This window comes from Streptomyces sp. NPDC000151 (genome assembly GCF_040301705.1).
Taxonomy (GTDB): domain Bacteria; phylum Actinomycetota; class Actinomycetes; order Streptomycetales; family Streptomycetaceae; genus Streptomyces.
The window spans coordinates 13,136-29,847 of sequence record NZ_JBEPFC010000031.1; the positions used below are offsets into that span (position 1 = coordinate 13,136).

Below are 16,712 nucleotides of genomic sequence, written 5' to 3' on the forward strand. Positions count from 1 at the left end.
CTACGGGGGCGATCCTTCCCGCATACGTACGGAGCCCGCGAGCCTTCCGGCTCGCGGGCTTCTTACGTATGCGCTTGAGGCCGTGTGCTCTTCAGGGGGTCAGCGGCGCCAGCTCCAGAGGGGAGACATGGCCCTCGATCATCGCGGCCAGCCCCTGTACGGCGCAGGTGTCCGGGCGCTCGGCCACCTGGACGGGCATCATCGTGCCCTGCCGGATCATCGGCTCCAGGCCCGGGATCAGCGCGCTGCCGCCGGCCAGCATGATGCCGCGCTCGGCGAGGTCGGCGACCAGGTCGGGCGGGCAGCGCCGCAGCACCTCACTGATGCCGTCGAGGACGCCGGTGAGCCGGGCGGCGATGGCGCGCCGTACGCGTTCGGGCTCCACGAGGACGCAGCGGGCCTCGCCGCTGGCCACGTCCCGGCCGTGCACCTCCACCGGGGCCGGCTCGGGCCCGTCGTCACCGGCGAGCGCCAGGTGCAGCGGGCGGATGTTCTGGCTGGCCACCATCAGCTCGTGGTGCAGCCGCAGATGCTGTACGACGGCGTGGTCGACGGCCTCGCCGCCCACGGGGACGGTCTCGGAGGCCACGATGGACCCGAGGGACAGCACGGCGACCTGCGTCGTGCCGGCTCCGCAGACCACGATCATCGTCGCTTCCGGCTGTTCGACCGGCAGCCCGCAGCCCACGGCGGCGGCCACCATCGTGTCGACCAGTTCCACCCGCCGGGCGCCGAGCCCGGTGAGCGTCTCCACGGCGGCCCGCTGGGTCAGCGGCTCGCTTCCCGCGGGCAGGCAGACCGCCGCCCGCATGGTGGGTTTGCGCCGCCACGCGCGGCGCAGTTTGTCGCCCACGAGCTGCCGCAGCAGCCGTTGGGCCATCTCGATGTCCACGATCGTGCCGTGGCAGACCGGGCGGACCACCCGGATGTGGTCGGGGGTCCGGCCCGCCATGTACTCGGCGCGGCCGCCGACGGCTATGAGCGCGCCGGTACGGCTGTTGACGGCTGTGACGGTCGGTTCGTCCACGATCAGGCCGTGGTTCTTCACGTACACCCGGGTGCGCGCCGCGCCGAGGTCGACGGCGACCGAGCAACGACGCAGCTGCCCAACGCTGGTGGTCATGGAGTTCCTCCGCGGGTGGGCCGGTAGGGGCAGGAGCGGCAGCACACCTCTCGACCGTCATCCTTCTGCCGCACGCGTCCGGCTGCCCGCTGAACGGGGCCGTGTGAGGGACCCACGGCCGTCCGCCGCCCTACTCGGTCACCCGTTGCAGCAGGCCCCAGGTGAACTCCGCGACCCGCGGTTCCGGGCCTCCGGACGGGCCGGGAGCGGTGAAGGCGAGGCGCCAGCGGGTGGGCGCAGAGCCCTCCATCGGGCGGGCCGGGGGGAACGCGCGTGCGACCTCGTCGACGGTGCAGGACCACGGCACCAGGTCGTCGGCCGTACGGAGTACCGGACCCGGCGCACCCGGGGCGCGGATCAGCCACTCGTTCCACACCGCGCCCCCGGGCGCGGCCAGCACCTCGAAGCGCAGACCCGGCCAGAGCGGTACCGGCCAGGTCAGCGCCCGGCACGTCAGGTCGCCCAGTCGGCGGGCGGTGTCGGTCTCCGGAGGGCCCAGGACCGAGCGGTACCGCTGCAGGGCGCCGCGCGACCGGGGCGAGCGGCTCATCGCCTGCCAGCGGCGGTTGGCCTCGCGCATCTCGGGGCGGGTCGCGCCCAGGGTGCGCAGCGCGTCCTCCACCAGGCCCGGCTGGTGATCGGCCATGCGGCGCAGCAGGACCAGCTGGAAGCCGAGCCGGCCCGGCACGCCGAGCGGGCCCTGCGGCCCTCCTCCGGGCTCCTCCAGCCGGCTCCGCGGTGCGCGGGGGGTTCCGGGCTCATCCGTAGGGCTCATGCCGCACATCGTCGCGCAGAACGGGTCGGGTGGCGGCCGGGTTCGTACGGTACGCGGGGTCCCCGGGGCCGCGGCCGCGCGGCAGGAACAGCACCGAGTTGACGTAGCGGCGGTGCGGCACCAGTGTGCGGCGCAGCAGGCCGTGCTCGGCCACGTAGGACGTGCGGGCCTGATGCCCCGGAAGGTCGAAGGCGGCCAGGGGGAGCCAGCGGTCGCCGGGCAGCACCCAGCCCCTGTAGTCGCGCGCCGCGATCCACTCCAGGACCGGCCCGAGCGGCTGGATACGGGTCTCCAGTTCCACGAAGAGGGCGGGCCGGTACCGCTCGACGGTGCGTTCGGCACCGCGCAGCACCGCCGGTTCGCCGCCGTCCACATCGATCTTGATGAGCGTCACGTCGGACAGCTCCAGATCGTCCAGGGCCAGGCAGCGCACCTCCAGGGCGCTGCGGTGCAGCCGGCGGCGCACCAGTGAGGAGACGCCGCGGTCGCCGCGCCCTCCAGAGGCCAGCCACAGCGTGGCGGTCCCCGAGCGGTCGCCGGCCGCGGCCCGGATCACCTCGACGTTGTCGGGCGTCACGGCCGCCAGGAGCCGCGCCAGGTGCGGCACCGGCTCCAGCGTGACGACCCGGTCGGAGCGGCGCGCCAGATGCCGCGCCCAGGGCCCGTACCAGCCGCCCACGTCCACGGCGGTGCCGCCGGGTCGGCAGAAGTCGGAGAGCCGGTGCAGCTCGGGCTCGAAGCGCGGGTAGAGCAGCGTCGCGGCGGCGGAGACCAGCCGTGGCGGCAGGTGCGGGGCGAGCCGCGCGGCGAGCGTCACGGCCGGGCCCCGCCTTCGGAGGGGCCCGCCGCGCCGTGCGCCCCGCCCGCCGCCTCCATACGGGACAGCAGCCGCTCGTGCTCTTCGGGGGAGACCTGCTCCCCCGAAGAGGGCAGCAGCTGCGGCACGCCGTCCAGGATCGGATAGCGGCGGCGTAACCGGGGGTTGTAGAGCACGCCCTCCGGGGCAATCAGGGCCAGCGGCCCCTTGTCGAGCGGGCAGGCGAGAATCCGCAGCAGCGGGTCGTCCGGCTTCATCCATCAGCTCCCTCGTACGAATGCGGTGGTGGGACGGCGCCGACCGTCGTCCGCCGGCGGATGCCGGTCCACGGCGCGCGCGGCACGGCTACCGCCCCGCCTTGCGGGCGTGCACCAGCAGGATGGACGCCAGCGACGGCACCCGGCAGGCCGCCCGGTCCAGTGGCCGCAGCGGGCGCGGCACGTCGTGGTACGGCGCCCCCGCCATCCGTACGACCTCGAACCCGGCAGCCGTCAGGAAACCGCGCAGCGCACGGGCGGTGTAGAGCCGCAGGTGGCCGACGACCTGGCTGCCCGGGCGGCCGTGGATGCCGCGCAGGCTCACCTCCGAGAACACCGGCTGCACGCCGGCCAGCAGTAGGCCGCGGTTGTACCAGGCGGCGAGGTTGGGCGTGGAGAGCAGCAGATGACCGCCCGGGCGCAGGACGCGGCGCAGCTCGTCGAGGGCCGCGTCGGGCTCCACGAGGTGCTCGACGACCTCGCTGAAGAGCACCGCGCCGGCCACCCCGTCCCCGAAGGGCAGCCCGGCACCGGTGAGTTCGCCGCGCACGGCATACGGGATGCGGGTCGCCGCGCGACGCAGCGCGCCCTGTGACCAGTCGACGCCCACGAGGCGGTGACCGGACAGGTACGGCGCGGCGGTGGCCGCGGCCGACCCGTCGCCGCAACCGACGTCCAGCACGGTGGCCGGGGCCCGCCCGCTGCCGACCTGTCCGCCACCGGCCTGCTCGCCGCCGGCCGGGCCGAGCGCCCGTGCCAGCATCTGCGCCTGCCGCCGGGCCCGTTCGGCCCCGGAGGCGACGGGCACCAACGGGTTCTCGTAGAAGGACCGCAGGCCCCCGGGGCCGTGCCGCGCGCCTGCCGTGGTCATGCGCCGCTCCAGGAGGTCGCCGCCAACGACTCCTCGAAGAGCGCGCACAGGGCCGCGCCCGCCGCGTCGTCCAGCAGCGCCCGGGACCACCGCAGCGTGAGCTGGATCCGGCCACCCTCTCCGCTGTCCCCGCCGACGGAGACGGCGGTGAGCGACAGTCCGCGCGGCATCCGGGCCGGCGCGGAGAACCACACCCCGGTGGCCCGGCCCGCGTCGCCGAAGTCGAACGGGTACGGCACCCGGCCCATGTTGGAGAGCAGGGCGGTGGAGGTCCAGGGCGCGGCGGCGGCACGCACGCGGCGGGTCACGGCGGCCCGTACGCCGACCGGCAGCACGGGGGCGGTCAGGACCGAGCCCGCGAGCCCCAGTTGGCGGCCGGGCGTGGCCTTGAGGACGCGGGTGCGGGCCGCGGTGCGGCGCAGCAGCCGGGCGACCGCCGCCGGGTCCGGCGTCCCGGAGACGGCGGCCGGCGCCGCGTCCCGGAGGTCCGCCGGCCCGAAGCACACCGATACCAGCCGTGTCCCGTTGCCCAGCGGCATCTCGGTACCGCGTGGCCGGTCGTCGACGGGCATGGTGAGCACCACGGGAGCGGCGCGGGCTCCGTGGAGGTGGTTCCAGCGGGTCACCATCAGGAAGGCGGCGACGAGGAGTTGGTCGTTGACCGTGTGCGCGGACCGGGCCGCCCCGGGAGCGCGGGGCGGCCGGTCCGGTACGGGCAGTTCGGTCAGGAGCATGCCGTTGCCATTGCTGCTGCTGTTGTTGCCGGGGGCCGCGTCACCGTGGTCGGCGGTGACACGGGCCGGATGGCGCAGCGCGGTGCTTACGTGCGCCGCGCTGCTCCTACGGGCGTGCCGGACGGCCGGCTCCGGGGCGCGTACGGGAGGCGGCGCGGGGGAGTTGTCCGCGCCGCCGTACAGCTCGGCGGTGGTCGCCAGCAGACGCAGGCAGGACGGGGCGTCCAGGGCCGTGTGGTGGGCGGTGAGGAGCAGCACGGAGCCGGTGCCCGTACCGGTGGCCCGTTCGATCACCGCCAGGCGTACGGGCGGGCCGGCGTCCAGGGGCGGGCACTCGGCAAGTGCCCGCTCCCGGTCGCGGCGCAGCGCCTCCGGACCCGGCCCAGGGAAGGACACCGGGGGCAGGCCCGGTGCGCCGGCCGGCTCCCATACGTACCGCCGGTGCCACCAGCGCACGGGGGCCTGCCGCAGTAGCGCCCTCGGGTGCCGCGCCAGCGCCCGCCCGAATGCGGCGCGCAGCCGCGGGTGGTCCACACGTTCCGGCAGGTGCACCTCCACGTGCACGGTCTCCGGTTCGGCCTCCTGGGCGCAGTGCCGGGCGATCTCGTCCACGAGGGGGAAAGGGACCGGGCGGGGAGGTGGAACGGTGGTGCGCAGCGCCGTGGGTGGGCGCAGGGGCGTCTTGGCTGGCGTGGGGGGCATGGGGGCCATGGGGGTCTTCGGAGTCATGGGCCGGGTTCCTCCCCGTCCTTCTCCTCGCGCGGCTCGCTGTCGCGCTTCTGGCTGTTGGGTTTCTCGTTGATGGGCTTGTCGCTGTTGGGCTTCCTCCGGCGCGGCAGCGGGGGCCGCGGCGTCTCTTCTTGGCGGGGCGGGGCCTCCTCCTCGGGAGGCGGTGTCTGCTCCTCGGGAGGGGGCGCCTGCTCCTTGGGAGGCGGTGCCTTCGTCTCGCGGGGCGGGGTCTCCGTCTCGGGAGGCGGTGCGGTCTCGCGGGGCGGTTCCTCCGCGGGTACGGGTGGCAGGACCGCCGTGTCGTCCTCGGAGCCGGGCGGGACGCCGCCGTCGGCCGGGAGCGGTCGCGTGGGGGCGGGTTCCTGGCCGGGCGCGGCCTCACCAGGAGCCCCCTCCTCAGCCACCCCTTCCTCCGGTGCCGGCTCCGGCGCCGTCCGCTTGCGTCGCAGTCGCCACGACGCCGGCCACAGCCGTCCCGGCGGTACTGTCACCAGCGCCGCCGCCAGGGCGAACAGGGCAAGGGCCTGGGCCGGGGCGCTGAACGGGCCGCGGCCGAGTGAGGCCGGGAGGCCCGCCCCGAAGGACGCGACGACGCCGGCCGCCGCCATCGAGAGGAAGGCGAGCGGCGCGAGGACGCCCGGGCGGGCGCGCGCGAGCAGCGCGAGCACCGGTACGGCCGCGGCGTACGGTCCGGTGGCGAGTGCCAGTACGGCGGTGAGCACGACGACGCCGAGCACCCAGGAGGGCGCGGGCGGCGCCACCGGTACCGGCGCCTCGCCCGCCCCGTTGCGCCGCCGTACCAGCGCGCACGCCGCCACCAGGAGCACGCCGACGGCCCCGAGGATCAGCCCCAGCCGGTACTGCGCGGCCGGCGCGTAGTACAGGTGGACCGTGCCGCCCCCGCCGGCCGGGATCAGGAACGCCTGCTGCCAGCCGTCCACCCGCAGCGGGGTGAGCCGGCGGCCGTCCAGGGTGGCGCGCCAGCCGTCGTTGGCGTTCTCGTACGTCTGGAGGTAGACGGCGCGCCCGGGGCCGACGTAGGCGTCCCGGCTGTCGCCGGACCAGTCCGCGCCCGCGATGACCCGGCGCGGCGCGACGACGGTCGGCGCCGCGGTGCCGCGGCGGAGCGTCACGTCGGTCAGCGCGAGCGGCCCGCGGTCACCGGCCTCCACGCGGTGCCGCCCGGCGGGCAGGGCGACCCGGCCGCCCTCCGGACGGCACAGCTCGACCCTGACGGGGCGGCGCTGCACCAGATCGCGGACCAGGCCGGAGGACTTGGTGGCGTGCGGGACGCCGTCGATGGTGAGGTCCGGGCCCCGGCCACAGGGCAGCGAGAAGCGCGCGTCCCGTTGGGGCGGCGGGGTGCGGTACTTCTTGAGCGCCGGTACGTAGATCTCGCTGAGTCCCACGGGCAGTTGGAGCGGCTGGCCGGCGACAGGGTTGTGCAGGGTCAGCGGCGCCACTCGGGAGACGGTGATGTCGAGGCGGTCGGTGGTGATCGGGTCGAAGCGGGCCGCGCCGTTCTCGTCGACCCCGGCGGTTGCCGCCCCGTAGGGCGAGTCGATCAGGATCTGTTCTGGGCGCGAGGAGATGCCGCCGGCGGCGGGCAGCACGAGGGTGTCGATCTTCTTCTTGCCGGGCCAGCGGAGATGGACCGTGGGGGTGTCCCCGGCGATCCAGGCGGTGGTCAGATCGCCGTCCACGAGGTTGCGCGGACTGAGCGACTGCCCGGTGCCGCTGGTGGAGTCGGCGGTGACGGTGATCCGGCGGCGCTGTTCGGGCGCGGCCTTCGTGAGCAGCGCGTCCAGGGCGCGGCCGGGTACCGCCAGCGCCTCGGCGGAGACCCGGTACGAGCCGTCGGCCCCGGTACGGAACTGGCGGTGCAGCCCGGACTCCGCGGAGCCCGGGGACAGTCCGCCGGGGTCGCTGCCCCGGTGCAGCGCGTACGTCGTGGCGGGCGCGTCCGGGTACGTGGAGTCCGCGGGGAGCCGGAGCAGCCGGGTGACCCGGACGCCGGGGATGGCGACCTCCGAGATGCCCGCGCCGGAGACCCCGGGGCGCGGCTGTTCCGCCCCCACGAGGGTGAGCTTCAGCCACTTCGCCCGTCCCGGTGGTGCCTTGACCGGCTGCCGCCGCCCGTCGGTGCGCAACTGGCTGACCGCGCTGCCGCGGTCGGTCGTGACGCGGACGGCCGTGGGTGCGGCGCGCAGCCCGTCCCCGGGCAGCGGGGTGAGCGAGAGCGTCGCGGGGAGGTCCACGGGGCGGCTGAAGGCGATCCGCAGCCACTGGCCCACCGGGTCGCCCGCACTGCCCTCCGCCCAGGCGGTGTCCGGGTCGCCGTCGAAGGCGTGCACCGGGTCGTACTGCGGGAGGTGGAAGAGCCAGCTGCCGCTGGAGGACGCGGTGACCGCGCGGGCGCCGCGCAGCACGGCGGTGGTCTGGTGCTCGATGCCATGGACGGGCAGGATCTGGCGCGGCGGACGGCCGGGATCCTGCACGCTGTCCGGGCCGTTCCGCTCGCCGGCGGTGTACGTGTAGGACGTGTTGGTGTTGACCAGGCCGAAGCGGGTATCGGCGCGGCGCAGGCCGTCACCGGTGAGCTGGAGTGCCGGGCTGTCCACACCGGGGTGCGCGTCGCCGGTCAGTACGGCCGGGCGGTCGCGCAGCCCGGGGTCGGCGGCGAACTGCAGCAGCGCTTCGGGGCCGCCGCTGAGCTGTGCCGTGTCGGCCGCGGCCTTGACGGTGACGGGCCCGGGCCGCGGGGTGCCCACCGGCTCGTAGATCTCCACCGCGCGCTGCCTCGGGTACAGCCCCTGCACCCGGACCGGGGTGCCGGCCGCGATCCGGCCACTGGTGGTCAGTGGCCCGAAGGAGGCCACCTTGCGGTAGCCGGACGCCACGAGGGTGCGCCGGACGGTCTGCGGGGGGACGTACCCGATCTGGTCGGGGTCCAGGTCGTTGCGCACCACGACGTCGTAGAGGCCCGCCCGGGTGAGGAAGCCGCGCAGGCCCGGTACTTCGGCGCCGGTCATCAGGGCCTGCTCCACGGCGTCCATCGTGCGCCGCGAACCCTTCGTCCCGAAGGGGACGAAGTCGCGCTGTGCCCAACGGGATTCGGCGAGCACGTCCAGCGGCTGGTCGATGGGGGAGCCCCAGGTGTACAGGCCGTGCGCGGTGGCGGGGACGACCAGCGCGCGGTCGTCGGGGCTGTGGTCCTTCAGCCAGTCGGCGGTGCGCTGCCAGTGGGCGGGCAGCCGCGTGAAGGCGCCGGACTGCAGGACCGTGCCGTTCAGGTAGGGCAGGGCGAGTGCCGGGAGCAGCAGGAACGCGACGAGCAGCGGCGCGTACCACCGGCCGCCGCGTACCGGACGGCTGCCGCGCGGCCCGTATGCCACGCCCGTGAGCTGTGCCAGCCCGTACGCCAGCGCGAGGGCGAGGCCCGGCGCGAACTTGTAGACGTTGCGGAACGGCCGCAGCGGCCCGTCCAGCCAGCCGCGCACCTGCTCGTGCAGCGGGCCGCCCAGCGCGCCCCCGTACCCGGCCAGCGCGACCGCCGCGACGGCCAGCACGGTCAGCAGCAGCCAGCGCCGCTCGGGCAGGTCCCGGCGGGCGAGCCCGGCCAGCCCCAGCGCGGCGGCGAGTGCGGTGCCGAGCACCGTGAAGGCCCCGGCGACCAGCGTCCAGCCGGCCGGCAGCCAGGGCTCGCCGAAGTTCAGGTACGCGACCCAGTTCCCGGCGCCGCGCAGCAGTTCGGTGGCCGACATGGTGGCGGTGGTGGTGTCGGCCTGCTCGATGTACGGCATGAAGTTCTCGCCGTGCACGCCCAGGAGGAGCAGCGGTATCGACCACCATGCGGTGGCCAGCAGCACGCCCGGCAGCCACCAGGCCAGGAGCCGCCACCTCCGCGAGCCGGTACGGGTGAGCACGTACAGCAGCGCGGGCAGCAGCGCGGCGAGTGTGCAGGCCGCGTTGACGCCGCCCATGAAGGGGATCAGCACCGCCGAACGGGCCGCGGACAGGCGCGCGGTGCGGCGCGGGTCCGCCAGCGGCAGCAGGACCCAGGGGAGCACCGCGCCGGGCAGCGCGGCCGCGGACGTCGAGCCGATGACGATGGTGAAGGCGGGCCACAGCGCATACGTGGCGGCGCCCAGCAACCGGGACGGCGGACTGCCCACCCTCAGGCGCTCGGCCAGCCGCAGCGCGCCCCAGAAGGCGGTGGTCACCACCAGGGACAGCCACAGCCGTTCGGCGATCCAGACCGGCAGGTGCGCCAGGTCGGCCAGCGCGTAGTACGGGAGCATCGGGAAGGCGTAGCCGACGTACTGGTCGGCGAGGCCGCCGAACCCGGCCCGGTCGTGCCACAGGCTCCCGAGGTCGACGAGGAAGCGCCACGGGGCCAGCGCCACACCGAGCTTGGTCTCGAAGGTCATCCGGCCCGGCGACGGCGCCAGGAAGGCGACGAAGGCGGCCGCCCAGAAGGCGAGCAGCCAGCTCCGCCGCCGTGGCCGCTCCGGTGGCGGCCCGCCGGGCACGGGCGTCGGGGTGCTCCCGGGATCGGGGGAGCCCGGAGAGCGCGAGCTGGCGAGCGTCTGGGTCATGGCAACCGCCGGAGTATGAGAAGGAGGTTCCAGGTGGCGACCTCGCGCACGCCGGGCAGGCGGGCGACGGCGCCGGCCAGGAACGGCGCGTAGCGGGACCGGGCGGCGAGCACCTCGACGTCCCGGCGGGCCCGTACCTGGCGCAGCGTGGGCCCGACATGGAGAGCGAAGAGGTTCTCCCCGAGGGTGTGCTTGGGGCTGCGCCCGGTGCGCCGCCGGTAGCGGTCGCGGGCCCGGCGCGCGCCCAGGTAGTGCCAGGGCGCCGTTTCGTGGCCGCCCCAGGGGGACAGCCAGTTGGTGAAGGCGACGTAGATCAGCCCATCGGGGCGGGTGACCCGCACCATCTCACTGAGGAAGGTGCGCGGGTCGGCGACGTGTTCGAGGACGTTGGAGGAGAAGCAGATGTCGGCGACGCCGTCCGCGAGCGGCAGCAGGTAGCCGTCGGCGCGCACCGCGCCTTCGGGCGCTGCGCCGCGCGTGTACAGCTCGGCCGGGTCCGGTTCGAGGAGCACCGCGAGCGCGCCGCGGCGGCGGAACTCCTCGGTGAAGTGCCCTGCGCCGCCGCCGACATCGGCCACCACGGCCCCGGCCAGCGGGACGTACCGTTCGAGCTGGTCGGCCGCGTCCCGGGCGAGCAGCCCGTAACAGCCCTCGGGGTCGGTCTGCTCGTGCCGGAAGGCCCGGAGGAGGGCGAGGGACCTGCGTAACGAAGGATCGCGCACCGCCCGCTTCACCGCCCCCGTGCCGTGTACGCGGCCTCCGCGGCCACCGCGCGGAAGCTGCTGACCGTGGCGCTCCACCGGAAGCGCGCGGCGCGCAACTCGGCCGCACTGCCCAGCGCGTGGCGGCGCTCCGGGCTGAAGGCGAGCGCGCACCAGTGGGCGGCGAACGCGCTCTCCCCCCGTGCGAGCAGCCCCGTCACCCCATCCTGTACGGAGTCGCGCAGGCCCGGTATGTCGAAGCCGAGGGCCGGGGTGCGCCGGGCCGCGGCCTCCATGACCACCAGGCCCCACCCCTCGATCAGCGAGGGGTGCAGCAACAGCCAGGAGCGGCAGAGCAGCTCGTGCTTCTCGCGCTCGGTGACGCGGCCCGTGAAGCGGACGCCGGGGCCCGCCAGGGCCTCCAGGCGGCGCCGTTCGGGCCCGTCCCCGACGATGACCAGGCGGCCCCCGGTGACCGGCCGTACCCGCTCCCACAGCCGCAGGAGCAGGCCGATCCGCTTGTACTCGACGAGTCTGCCCATGGCCAGGAACAGCGGTTCGGGGGACTTCGGGAGCAGCGGACCCGGCTGCTCGACGCCGTTGTGGACCAGCCGGACGCGGTCCCGCGGCACGCCCAGGCCGTGCAGCGCCTCGGCGGTCGACCCGGAGACCGCGACCATGAGGTTGCCGCGGTGGGTGCCGGCCAGCGCCCACCGCTCCAGGCGGCGGCCCAGGAAGGCGGCGGGGGCCGGACAGCGCAGCCCCCACAGGTCGGTGTGCACGTGGTTGACCAGGCACAGGGTGGGGCCACTGTGCCACAGGGGCGCCAGGTACGGCATGCCGTTGCAGACCTCCACCAGCAGGTCGCAGCCGCCGATGTGGCGGGTGAACCGGCCGCGGGCGCGCAGGAAGTGGCTCGCGTCGCCGCCCGCCGAGACGACCCGGTAGCCGCGGTGTGCGGCCGGTCCGCCGCACAGCAGGGTGACCTGGTGGCCCAGTGCGGTGAGCCCGTCGGCGAGGCGGTCGACGAGCAGTTCGGAGCCGCCCGCAGCCGGGTTGCCGAGGTCCCGGCGGGCGAGGAAGACGATGCGGCGCGGAGCGGCCTGTGGCGCCGTACGGGGCGGTCTGCGGGCGTGCGGGCGCAGCGGCTCGTGCCAGGGGCGTACGGGCTCCGGGGCAGGGGCCTGCGGCAGCGGTGGCACGTGCTGGGGCATCTGCGCTCCCACTCGTCTCAGGGTGCGGTACCAAGGGTGGGGGACGTACTGCGTACTGAGCCGTGCGGAACGAGCCGACCGGAAAGCGCCGGTGGCCCGAGGGTGGTCAGTGTGCGCCGCGTCCTCCGTCGTGGCCAGTCACCGGAGCGAGGAACTCCGGCCCCGCGCCCTCTGGTTCGTCCGCACGAGGGGCGTCCGCACGACGGGCGTCCTCGGGACGCGGCCGCCGCCCGATGGCGACCAGTACCGCGCCCGCCAGGGCCAGTACGCCGCCCGCCCGGGCCGCCCACAGCGGAACCGTCTCACCGGCCAGCTCCCGCTTCGTGGCGTCCGCGTCCGCCAGGGCCGCCTGGGCGCGGCGGGTGGCGGGCGTGAAGCGCAGCCGGTGGCCGTCCAGCAGCGTGACCACGTCCCGCTGCCCGCCGGGCGGCCGCAGCGTCCTGCGCGGCGAGGACACCGCGTCGATGATCCGGCCGGTCAGCGGGTCGACGACCAGCTGGATCCCGGCGTTGGCGTACCACTCCTCGGCCTGGATCTGCGGCTGCCGCGGCCGGTCGACGAACTTCCCCGGCACCTGGCGGGTGCCGGTCCTGGCCGCCGGCACCGATCCGGTGAAGACGTAGCCCCGGTACCCCGCCACCCACCGCGTACCGGCGTACCGGAGCGGGACCGCGTCCCGGAGTGTGTCGTCCCACCACCGGTAGGTGCGCCGCTGCACATCGAAGGGGAACTTCAGGTACGCCTCGCCCTCGTAGCGCGCCGGGGACTCGGCACAGCAGTGCACCGGCTCGTTCGTCCGCCGGTCGGTGACCCAGCGCCCGGTGGTCCAAAGAAGCGCCTTACGGGGGTCCTTCAGGCGCAGCGTCCGCGGCGTATCGATGGTCGTGGACACGTCCCAGACGGCCCGCCCGGTGCGCTCGCTGTCCGCCACGTCACCGAGCACGTGCCGGGTGATCGTGAGCCGGCCCTTTCTGGTCTCCAGGGCCTCGGTCTCAAAGTAGCGCCCGGGCCCGGTGAGCACCGTGGTGACGTCGACGTCCACGGGAGTCCGCTTCGCCCGCGGCTCGACGTACCAGGTCAGCATCGCCGCCAGTACCAGCAGGAACACGCCGCTGCCGAGCAGGGCCAGGGACAGGGGTGAGGCAGTCTTCCGCATACGGGCACTCCTGGAGGCAGACGCGGGGCACTCCCTGAGAGCCCGTGCCGGGCTCCGAGCGGCACACCGTAGCGGCGCGCCCGCCGGGCCGGGCGCCGGTGCCCGGAGGTGGGCCGAACGGGCACGGAAGCGGGCCGAAACCGTACCGGCGGTCGTACCCGGCCCTGGGCCTGGCGCAGTAGGCGCGCCTTGACTCCCCGTCAGTGCCCGCCGAGACTCTGGGCGCCGCACACGGCGGTGAGGTACGACGACGAAGGGCCCGCCGCGCCATGCCACGACTGCTCGCCGCCGCCCTGACCTGCCTGGCCGCCGCCGCGCTGGCCGTCGGCGCGGGCCTCGGCGCCGTCGCCGTGCTGCACGCCACCCCGGAGCAGCCGAACGTTCCGCTGGTCACCTTCGAACGGACCGGCGGGTAGGCGGGCGGTTCCCGTAGGGCGGCGCGGCGCCCTACGGGGCGGCGGCCGTGCCTCTGGGGCGGCTGCCGCACCTTCGGGTCAGCTGAAGTCCAGGTCTCCGGTGCGTGTCCGCTTCAGCTCGAAGAACTTGTCGTAACCGGCGAGCAGGCGGGCGCCGTCGAAGACCCGTACCGCCTCCTCGCCGCGCGGGATCGCGGACAGTACGGGACCGAAGAAGGCCACGCCGTCGATGTGGATCGTGGGCGTGCCGACCTCGTAGCCGACCGGGTCCATGCCCTCGTGGTGGCTCGCGCGCAGCGCCTTGTCGTACGCGGTGCTGTGGGCCGCCTCGGCCAGCTCGGCGGGGAGCCCCACCTCGGCCAGCGCCTCCGCGATCACGGCGTCCGTCTCCTCGCCACGCCCCTCGTTGTGGATGCGCGTGCCGAGCGCGGTGTACAGGTCGCGCAGCACCTCCCCGCCGCGCTGCTGGGCCGCGGCGATGCAGACGCGCACCGGGCCCCAGCCCCGTTCGAGCAGCTCTTTGTACTGTTCGGGGAGGTCCTCGCGGCCTTCGTTCAGGACGGCCAGGCTCATCACCCGGAAGCGCAGGTCCAGGTCGCGGTGGCGCTCCACTTCCAGGATCCAGCGGGAGGAGATCCAGGCGAAGGGGCAGAGCGGGTCGAAGTAGAAATCGACGGTGGCGCGGCCGTTTTCGGTACTCATGGCCTCACCGTAGAGGCGCGGCGCCCTCTCCGGGACCGGTCTCGGCAGCGCCGGCCGTGTCGTCCGCCTCGTCGTCCGCGTCCATCCCCAGCATCCGCCGCAGCAGCTCCTTGAGCACCGTCCGCTCGGCGAACGTCAGGCCGCCCAGGGGCTCGCGCGCGAAGCCGAGCGCGGCCCGCAGCTCCTCCGCCGTGCTCCGGCCCTCCTCGGTCGGCGCGGCGAGCTTCACGCGGCGGTCGGCCGGGTCGGGGCGGCGCTCGACCAGGCCGCGGGACTCCAGTCGGTCCACGATCCCCGTGACGTTCGACGGCTCGCACTTCAGGCGCTGCGCGATGCGGCGCATGGGCAGCGGCTCGCGCGCGAGGATGCCCAGCACCCGGGCCTGGGCACCCGTGAGTGCGTGGTCGGCCGCCGCGTGCTCGTACTCCTCGTGGTAACGGGCGACGACGGTGCCGATCAGTTCCACGACCTCGAGGGTCAACGGGTCGGTGCGAGGCGTCATACAGATGAGGATACCCGGTTGCTTGACAACATGAAATATCGAGGAGCATGGTTGTTTCAGTACATGAAGCATCTGCCGCATCAGGAGGCTCCGGGCATGTCCGCACTCCCCACGACCGGCCGCGAATGGCACCTCGTCGCCCGCCCGCAGGGCTGGCCGACCCCGGCCGACTTCGCCTTGCGCGAGGCCCCGGTCACCGAGCCCGGCGAGGGCCAGATCCTGGTCCGTAACATCCACTTCTCCGTCGACCCGTACATGCGCGGCCGGATGAGCACGGCGAAGTCGTACGCCGAGCCGTTCGAGCTGGACAAGCCCATGCAGGGCGGCGCGGTCGGCGAGGTCATCGCCTCCAACGCCGAGGGGTTCGAGGTGGGCGACCACGCCCTGCACTTCCTCGGCTGGCGCGAGTACGCCACGGTCAACGCGAAGACCGCGGTGAAGATCGACTCCGACACCGCCCCGCTGAGCACCTACCTCGGCGTGCTCGGCATGCCGGGCCTGACCGCCTACGCCGGCCTGCTGCGGGTCGCCGACTTCAAGGAGGGCGACTCGGTCTTCGTCTCCGGCGCGGCGGGCGCGGTCGGCGGCCAGGTCGGCCAGATCGCCAAGCTCAAGGGCGCGTCCCGGGTGATCGGCTCGGCCGGTTCGGACGAGAAGGTCAAGGTCCTCCTGGAGGAGTACGGCTTCGACGCGGCGTTCAACTACAAGAACGGCCCGGTGAAGGACCAGCTCAAGGAGGCCGCGCCCGACGGCATCGACGTCTACTTCGACAATGTCGGCGGGGACCACCTGGAGGCGGCCATCGCGGCGCTGAACCTCCACGGCCGCATCGCCGTCTGCGGCATGATCTCCCAGTACAACGCGACCGAGCCGACCCCGGCCCCGCGCAATCTGGCCCAGATCATCGCCAAGCGCTTCCGCATGGAGGGCCTGCTCGTCGGCGACCACTACGACCTCCAGCCGAAGTTCGTCGAGGAGGTCTCCGCCTGGGTGCGGTCCGGCGAGCTGAAGTACCGCGAGACGTTCGTGGAGGGCATCGAGAACGGCGTCGAGGCGTTCCTCGGCATGCTCCGCGGCGAGAACACCGGCAAGATGGTCGTCAGCCTGCCCGCCTGACGCGTCACGGCGGCTGCGGGAGATCGCCCTCGCCCTACCGGCAGCTGCGCAATCCGTCAAGCCCCCTTGCCCGCAGGCCCCTTGCGGTCGCCCGTTAGGCTCGGGGCAAGCCGTCGCGATCGTGGGCGCGAGTCGCGGCGTACGTACAGGAGGAATCCGTATGTCCATCCAGCCCGTCGACGTCGTCTACACCGCTGTCGCCACGGCGGAGAACGGCCGTGACGGCCGTGTCGCCTCCGACGACGGCAAGCTCGACGTCGTCGTCAACCCGCCCAAGGAGCAGGGCGGCAGCGGCGCCGGCACCAACCCCGAGCAGCTCTTCGCCGCCGGGTACAGCGCCTGCTTCCAGGGCGCGCTGAGCGTCGTCGCCCGCCAGGAGAAGGCGGACGTCTCCGGCTCGCGGGTGACCGCCAAGGTCGGCATCGGCAAGACCCCGGCCGGCGGCTTCGGCCTCAAGGTCGAGATCTCGGCCTCGATCCCGAACGTCGACGCGGACACCGCGAAGGCGCTCGTGGAGAAGGCGCACCAGGTCTGCCCGTACTCGAACGCCACCCGCGGCAACATCGAGGTCACGCTGACCGTCGCCTGACCCGTGACGCGCGGCGCACGCCGCAAGAAGGGCCGCACCCCTGCCGGGGGTGCGGCCCTTCGCCGTCCGCGGCGGCCGGGCCGACTCGCCCTCATGCCCACGTCGGGTGGCGCTTCCCGTCCCCCCGATACCGGCCCCGCTTCCGCCCGCACCGTGCGCCGGGCCCGTTGCCCCCGGCGGCCCCGCTCCCCGCCCGCACCTTTCGCCGCGCCCCCCCCGCGCCCCCTCGCGCCCCCCCGCGCCCGCGCGCCCTGCCGCGCCCGCGCTTCAGCCGCGCCCGCCGCACCCGGAGTCCTCCGCCGCGGCAGCCCCCGCGCCCGCCCATACCGCCCACACCCCCCACACCGCCCACACCCCTCACCCCCCGTGACACAGGCCACACTTACGAAACCTTGACGCCGCACCCGTGTAA

Annotated in this window: 15 protein-coding genes; 3 read left to right on the forward strand and 12 right to left on the reverse strand. The window is 74.7% G+C overall.

Annotation, left to right across the window (positions count from 1 at the left end):
* Nucleotides 1-91: 91 nt before the first annotated feature.
* The 10 genes from ABT381_RS12300 to pgfA form a co-directional block, all read right to left on the reverse strand.
* Nucleotides 92-1,123, reverse strand: coding sequence for a rod shape-determining protein (locus ABT381_RS12300; RefSeq protein WP_351591777.1), 1,032 nt, complete (start codon nt 1,121-1,123; stop codon nt 92-94).
* Between the two features lie 130 nt (nt 1,124-1,253).
* Nucleotides 1,254-1,898: a hypothetical protein gene (locus ABT381_RS12305; protein ID WP_351591780.1), complete on the reverse strand. Its 645-nt coding sequence runs from the start codon at nt 1,896-1,898 to the stop codon at nt 1,254-1,256.
* Complete coding sequence (locus ABT381_RS12310; RefSeq protein WP_351591783.1) at nt 1,882-2,715, reverse strand: FkbM family methyltransferase; 834 nt, start codon at nt 2,713-2,715, stop codon at nt 1,882-1,884. Before ABT381_RS12310 ends, ABT381_RS12305 begins: the two co-directional genes overlap by 17 nt.
* Nucleotides 2,712-2,972 carry a Trm112 family protein gene (locus ABT381_RS12315; RefSeq protein ID WP_351591786.1) on the reverse strand — a complete coding sequence of 87 codons (261 nt, stop codon included), beginning with the start codon at nt 2,970-2,972 and terminating at the stop codon, nt 2,712-2,714. The genes ABT381_RS12310 and ABT381_RS12315 overlap by 4 nt, the downstream gene beginning before the upstream one ends.
* Nucleotides 2,973-3,060: 88 nt before the next feature.
* A complete protein-coding gene (locus ABT381_RS12320) occupies nt 3,061-3,843 on the reverse strand; it encodes a class I SAM-dependent methyltransferase (RefSeq protein WP_351591788.1) in 783 nt (260 codons plus the stop codon).
* Nucleotides 3,840-5,279: a condensation protein gene (locus tag ABT381_RS12325; RefSeq protein WP_351591791.1), complete on the reverse strand. Its 1,440-nt coding sequence runs from the start codon at nt 5,277-5,279 to the stop codon at nt 3,840-3,842. Before ABT381_RS12325 ends, ABT381_RS12320 begins: the two co-directional genes overlap by 4 nt.
* 23 nt (nt 5,280-5,302) lie before the next feature.
* The gene (locus ABT381_RS12330; protein ID WP_351591794.1) at nt 5,303-9,904 is read right to left on the reverse strand and encodes an alpha-(1->3)-arabinofuranosyltransferase domain-containing protein; all 4,602 of its coding nucleotides are present in this window, start codon (nt 9,902-9,904) and stop codon (nt 5,303-5,305) included.
* A complete protein-coding gene (locus tag ABT381_RS12335) occupies nt 9,901-10,626 on the reverse strand; it encodes a class I SAM-dependent methyltransferase (protein ID WP_351591797.1) in 726 nt (241 codons plus the stop codon). The genes ABT381_RS12330 and ABT381_RS12335 overlap by 4 nt, the downstream gene beginning before the upstream one ends.
* Before the next feature lie 8 nt (nt 10,627-10,634).
* Nucleotides 10,635-11,819 (reverse strand): glycosyltransferase family 4 protein, encoded by a 1,185-nt coding sequence (locus ABT381_RS12340; RefSeq protein WP_351591800.1) that lies wholly within the window; start codon nt 11,817-11,819, stop codon nt 10,635-10,637.
* 106 nt (nt 11,820-11,925) lie between these two features.
* Entirely contained in the window at nt 11,926-12,975 is a 1,050-nt protein-coding gene (pgfA, locus tag ABT381_RS12345; protein ID WP_351591803.1) for a cell envelope lipid trafficking protein PgfA, read from the reverse strand.
* A 203-nt stretch (nt 12,976-13,178) separates the two neighbouring features.
* On the opposite strand from pgfA, the gene ABT381_RS12350 reads away from it, so the two are divergent.
* Complete coding sequence (locus ABT381_RS12350) at nt 13,179-13,391, forward strand: hypothetical protein (protein WP_351591876.1); 213 nt, start codon at nt 13,179-13,181, stop codon at nt 13,389-13,391.
* Between the two features lie 78 nt (nt 13,392-13,469).
* Here the strand turns inward: ABT381_RS12350 and ABT381_RS12355 are convergent, their stop codons facing one another.
* Nucleotides 13,470-14,093, reverse strand: coding sequence for a mycothiol-dependent nitroreductase Rv2466c family protein (locus ABT381_RS12355; RefSeq protein ID WP_351591805.1), 624 nt, complete (start codon nt 14,091-14,093; stop codon nt 13,470-13,472).
* A 4-nt stretch (nt 14,094-14,097) separates the two neighbouring features.
* A complete protein-coding gene (locus ABT381_RS12360; protein ID WP_351591808.1) occupies nt 14,098-14,595 on the reverse strand; it encodes a MarR family winged helix-turn-helix transcriptional regulator in 498 nt (165 codons plus the stop codon).
* A 96-nt stretch (nt 14,596-14,691) separates the two neighbouring features.
* Between ABT381_RS12360 and ABT381_RS12365 the strand changes: the two genes are divergently transcribed.
* A complete protein-coding gene (locus ABT381_RS12365) occupies nt 14,692-15,711 on the forward strand; it encodes an NADP-dependent oxidoreductase (RefSeq protein WP_351591811.1) in 1,020 nt (339 codons plus the stop codon).
* Between the two features lie 160 nt (nt 15,712-15,871).
* Nucleotides 15,872-16,300, forward strand: coding sequence for an organic hydroperoxide resistance protein (locus ABT381_RS12370; RefSeq protein ID WP_103834187.1), 429 nt, complete (start codon nt 15,872-15,874; stop codon nt 16,298-16,300).
* Nucleotides 16,301-16,712: the final 412 nt, after the last annotated feature.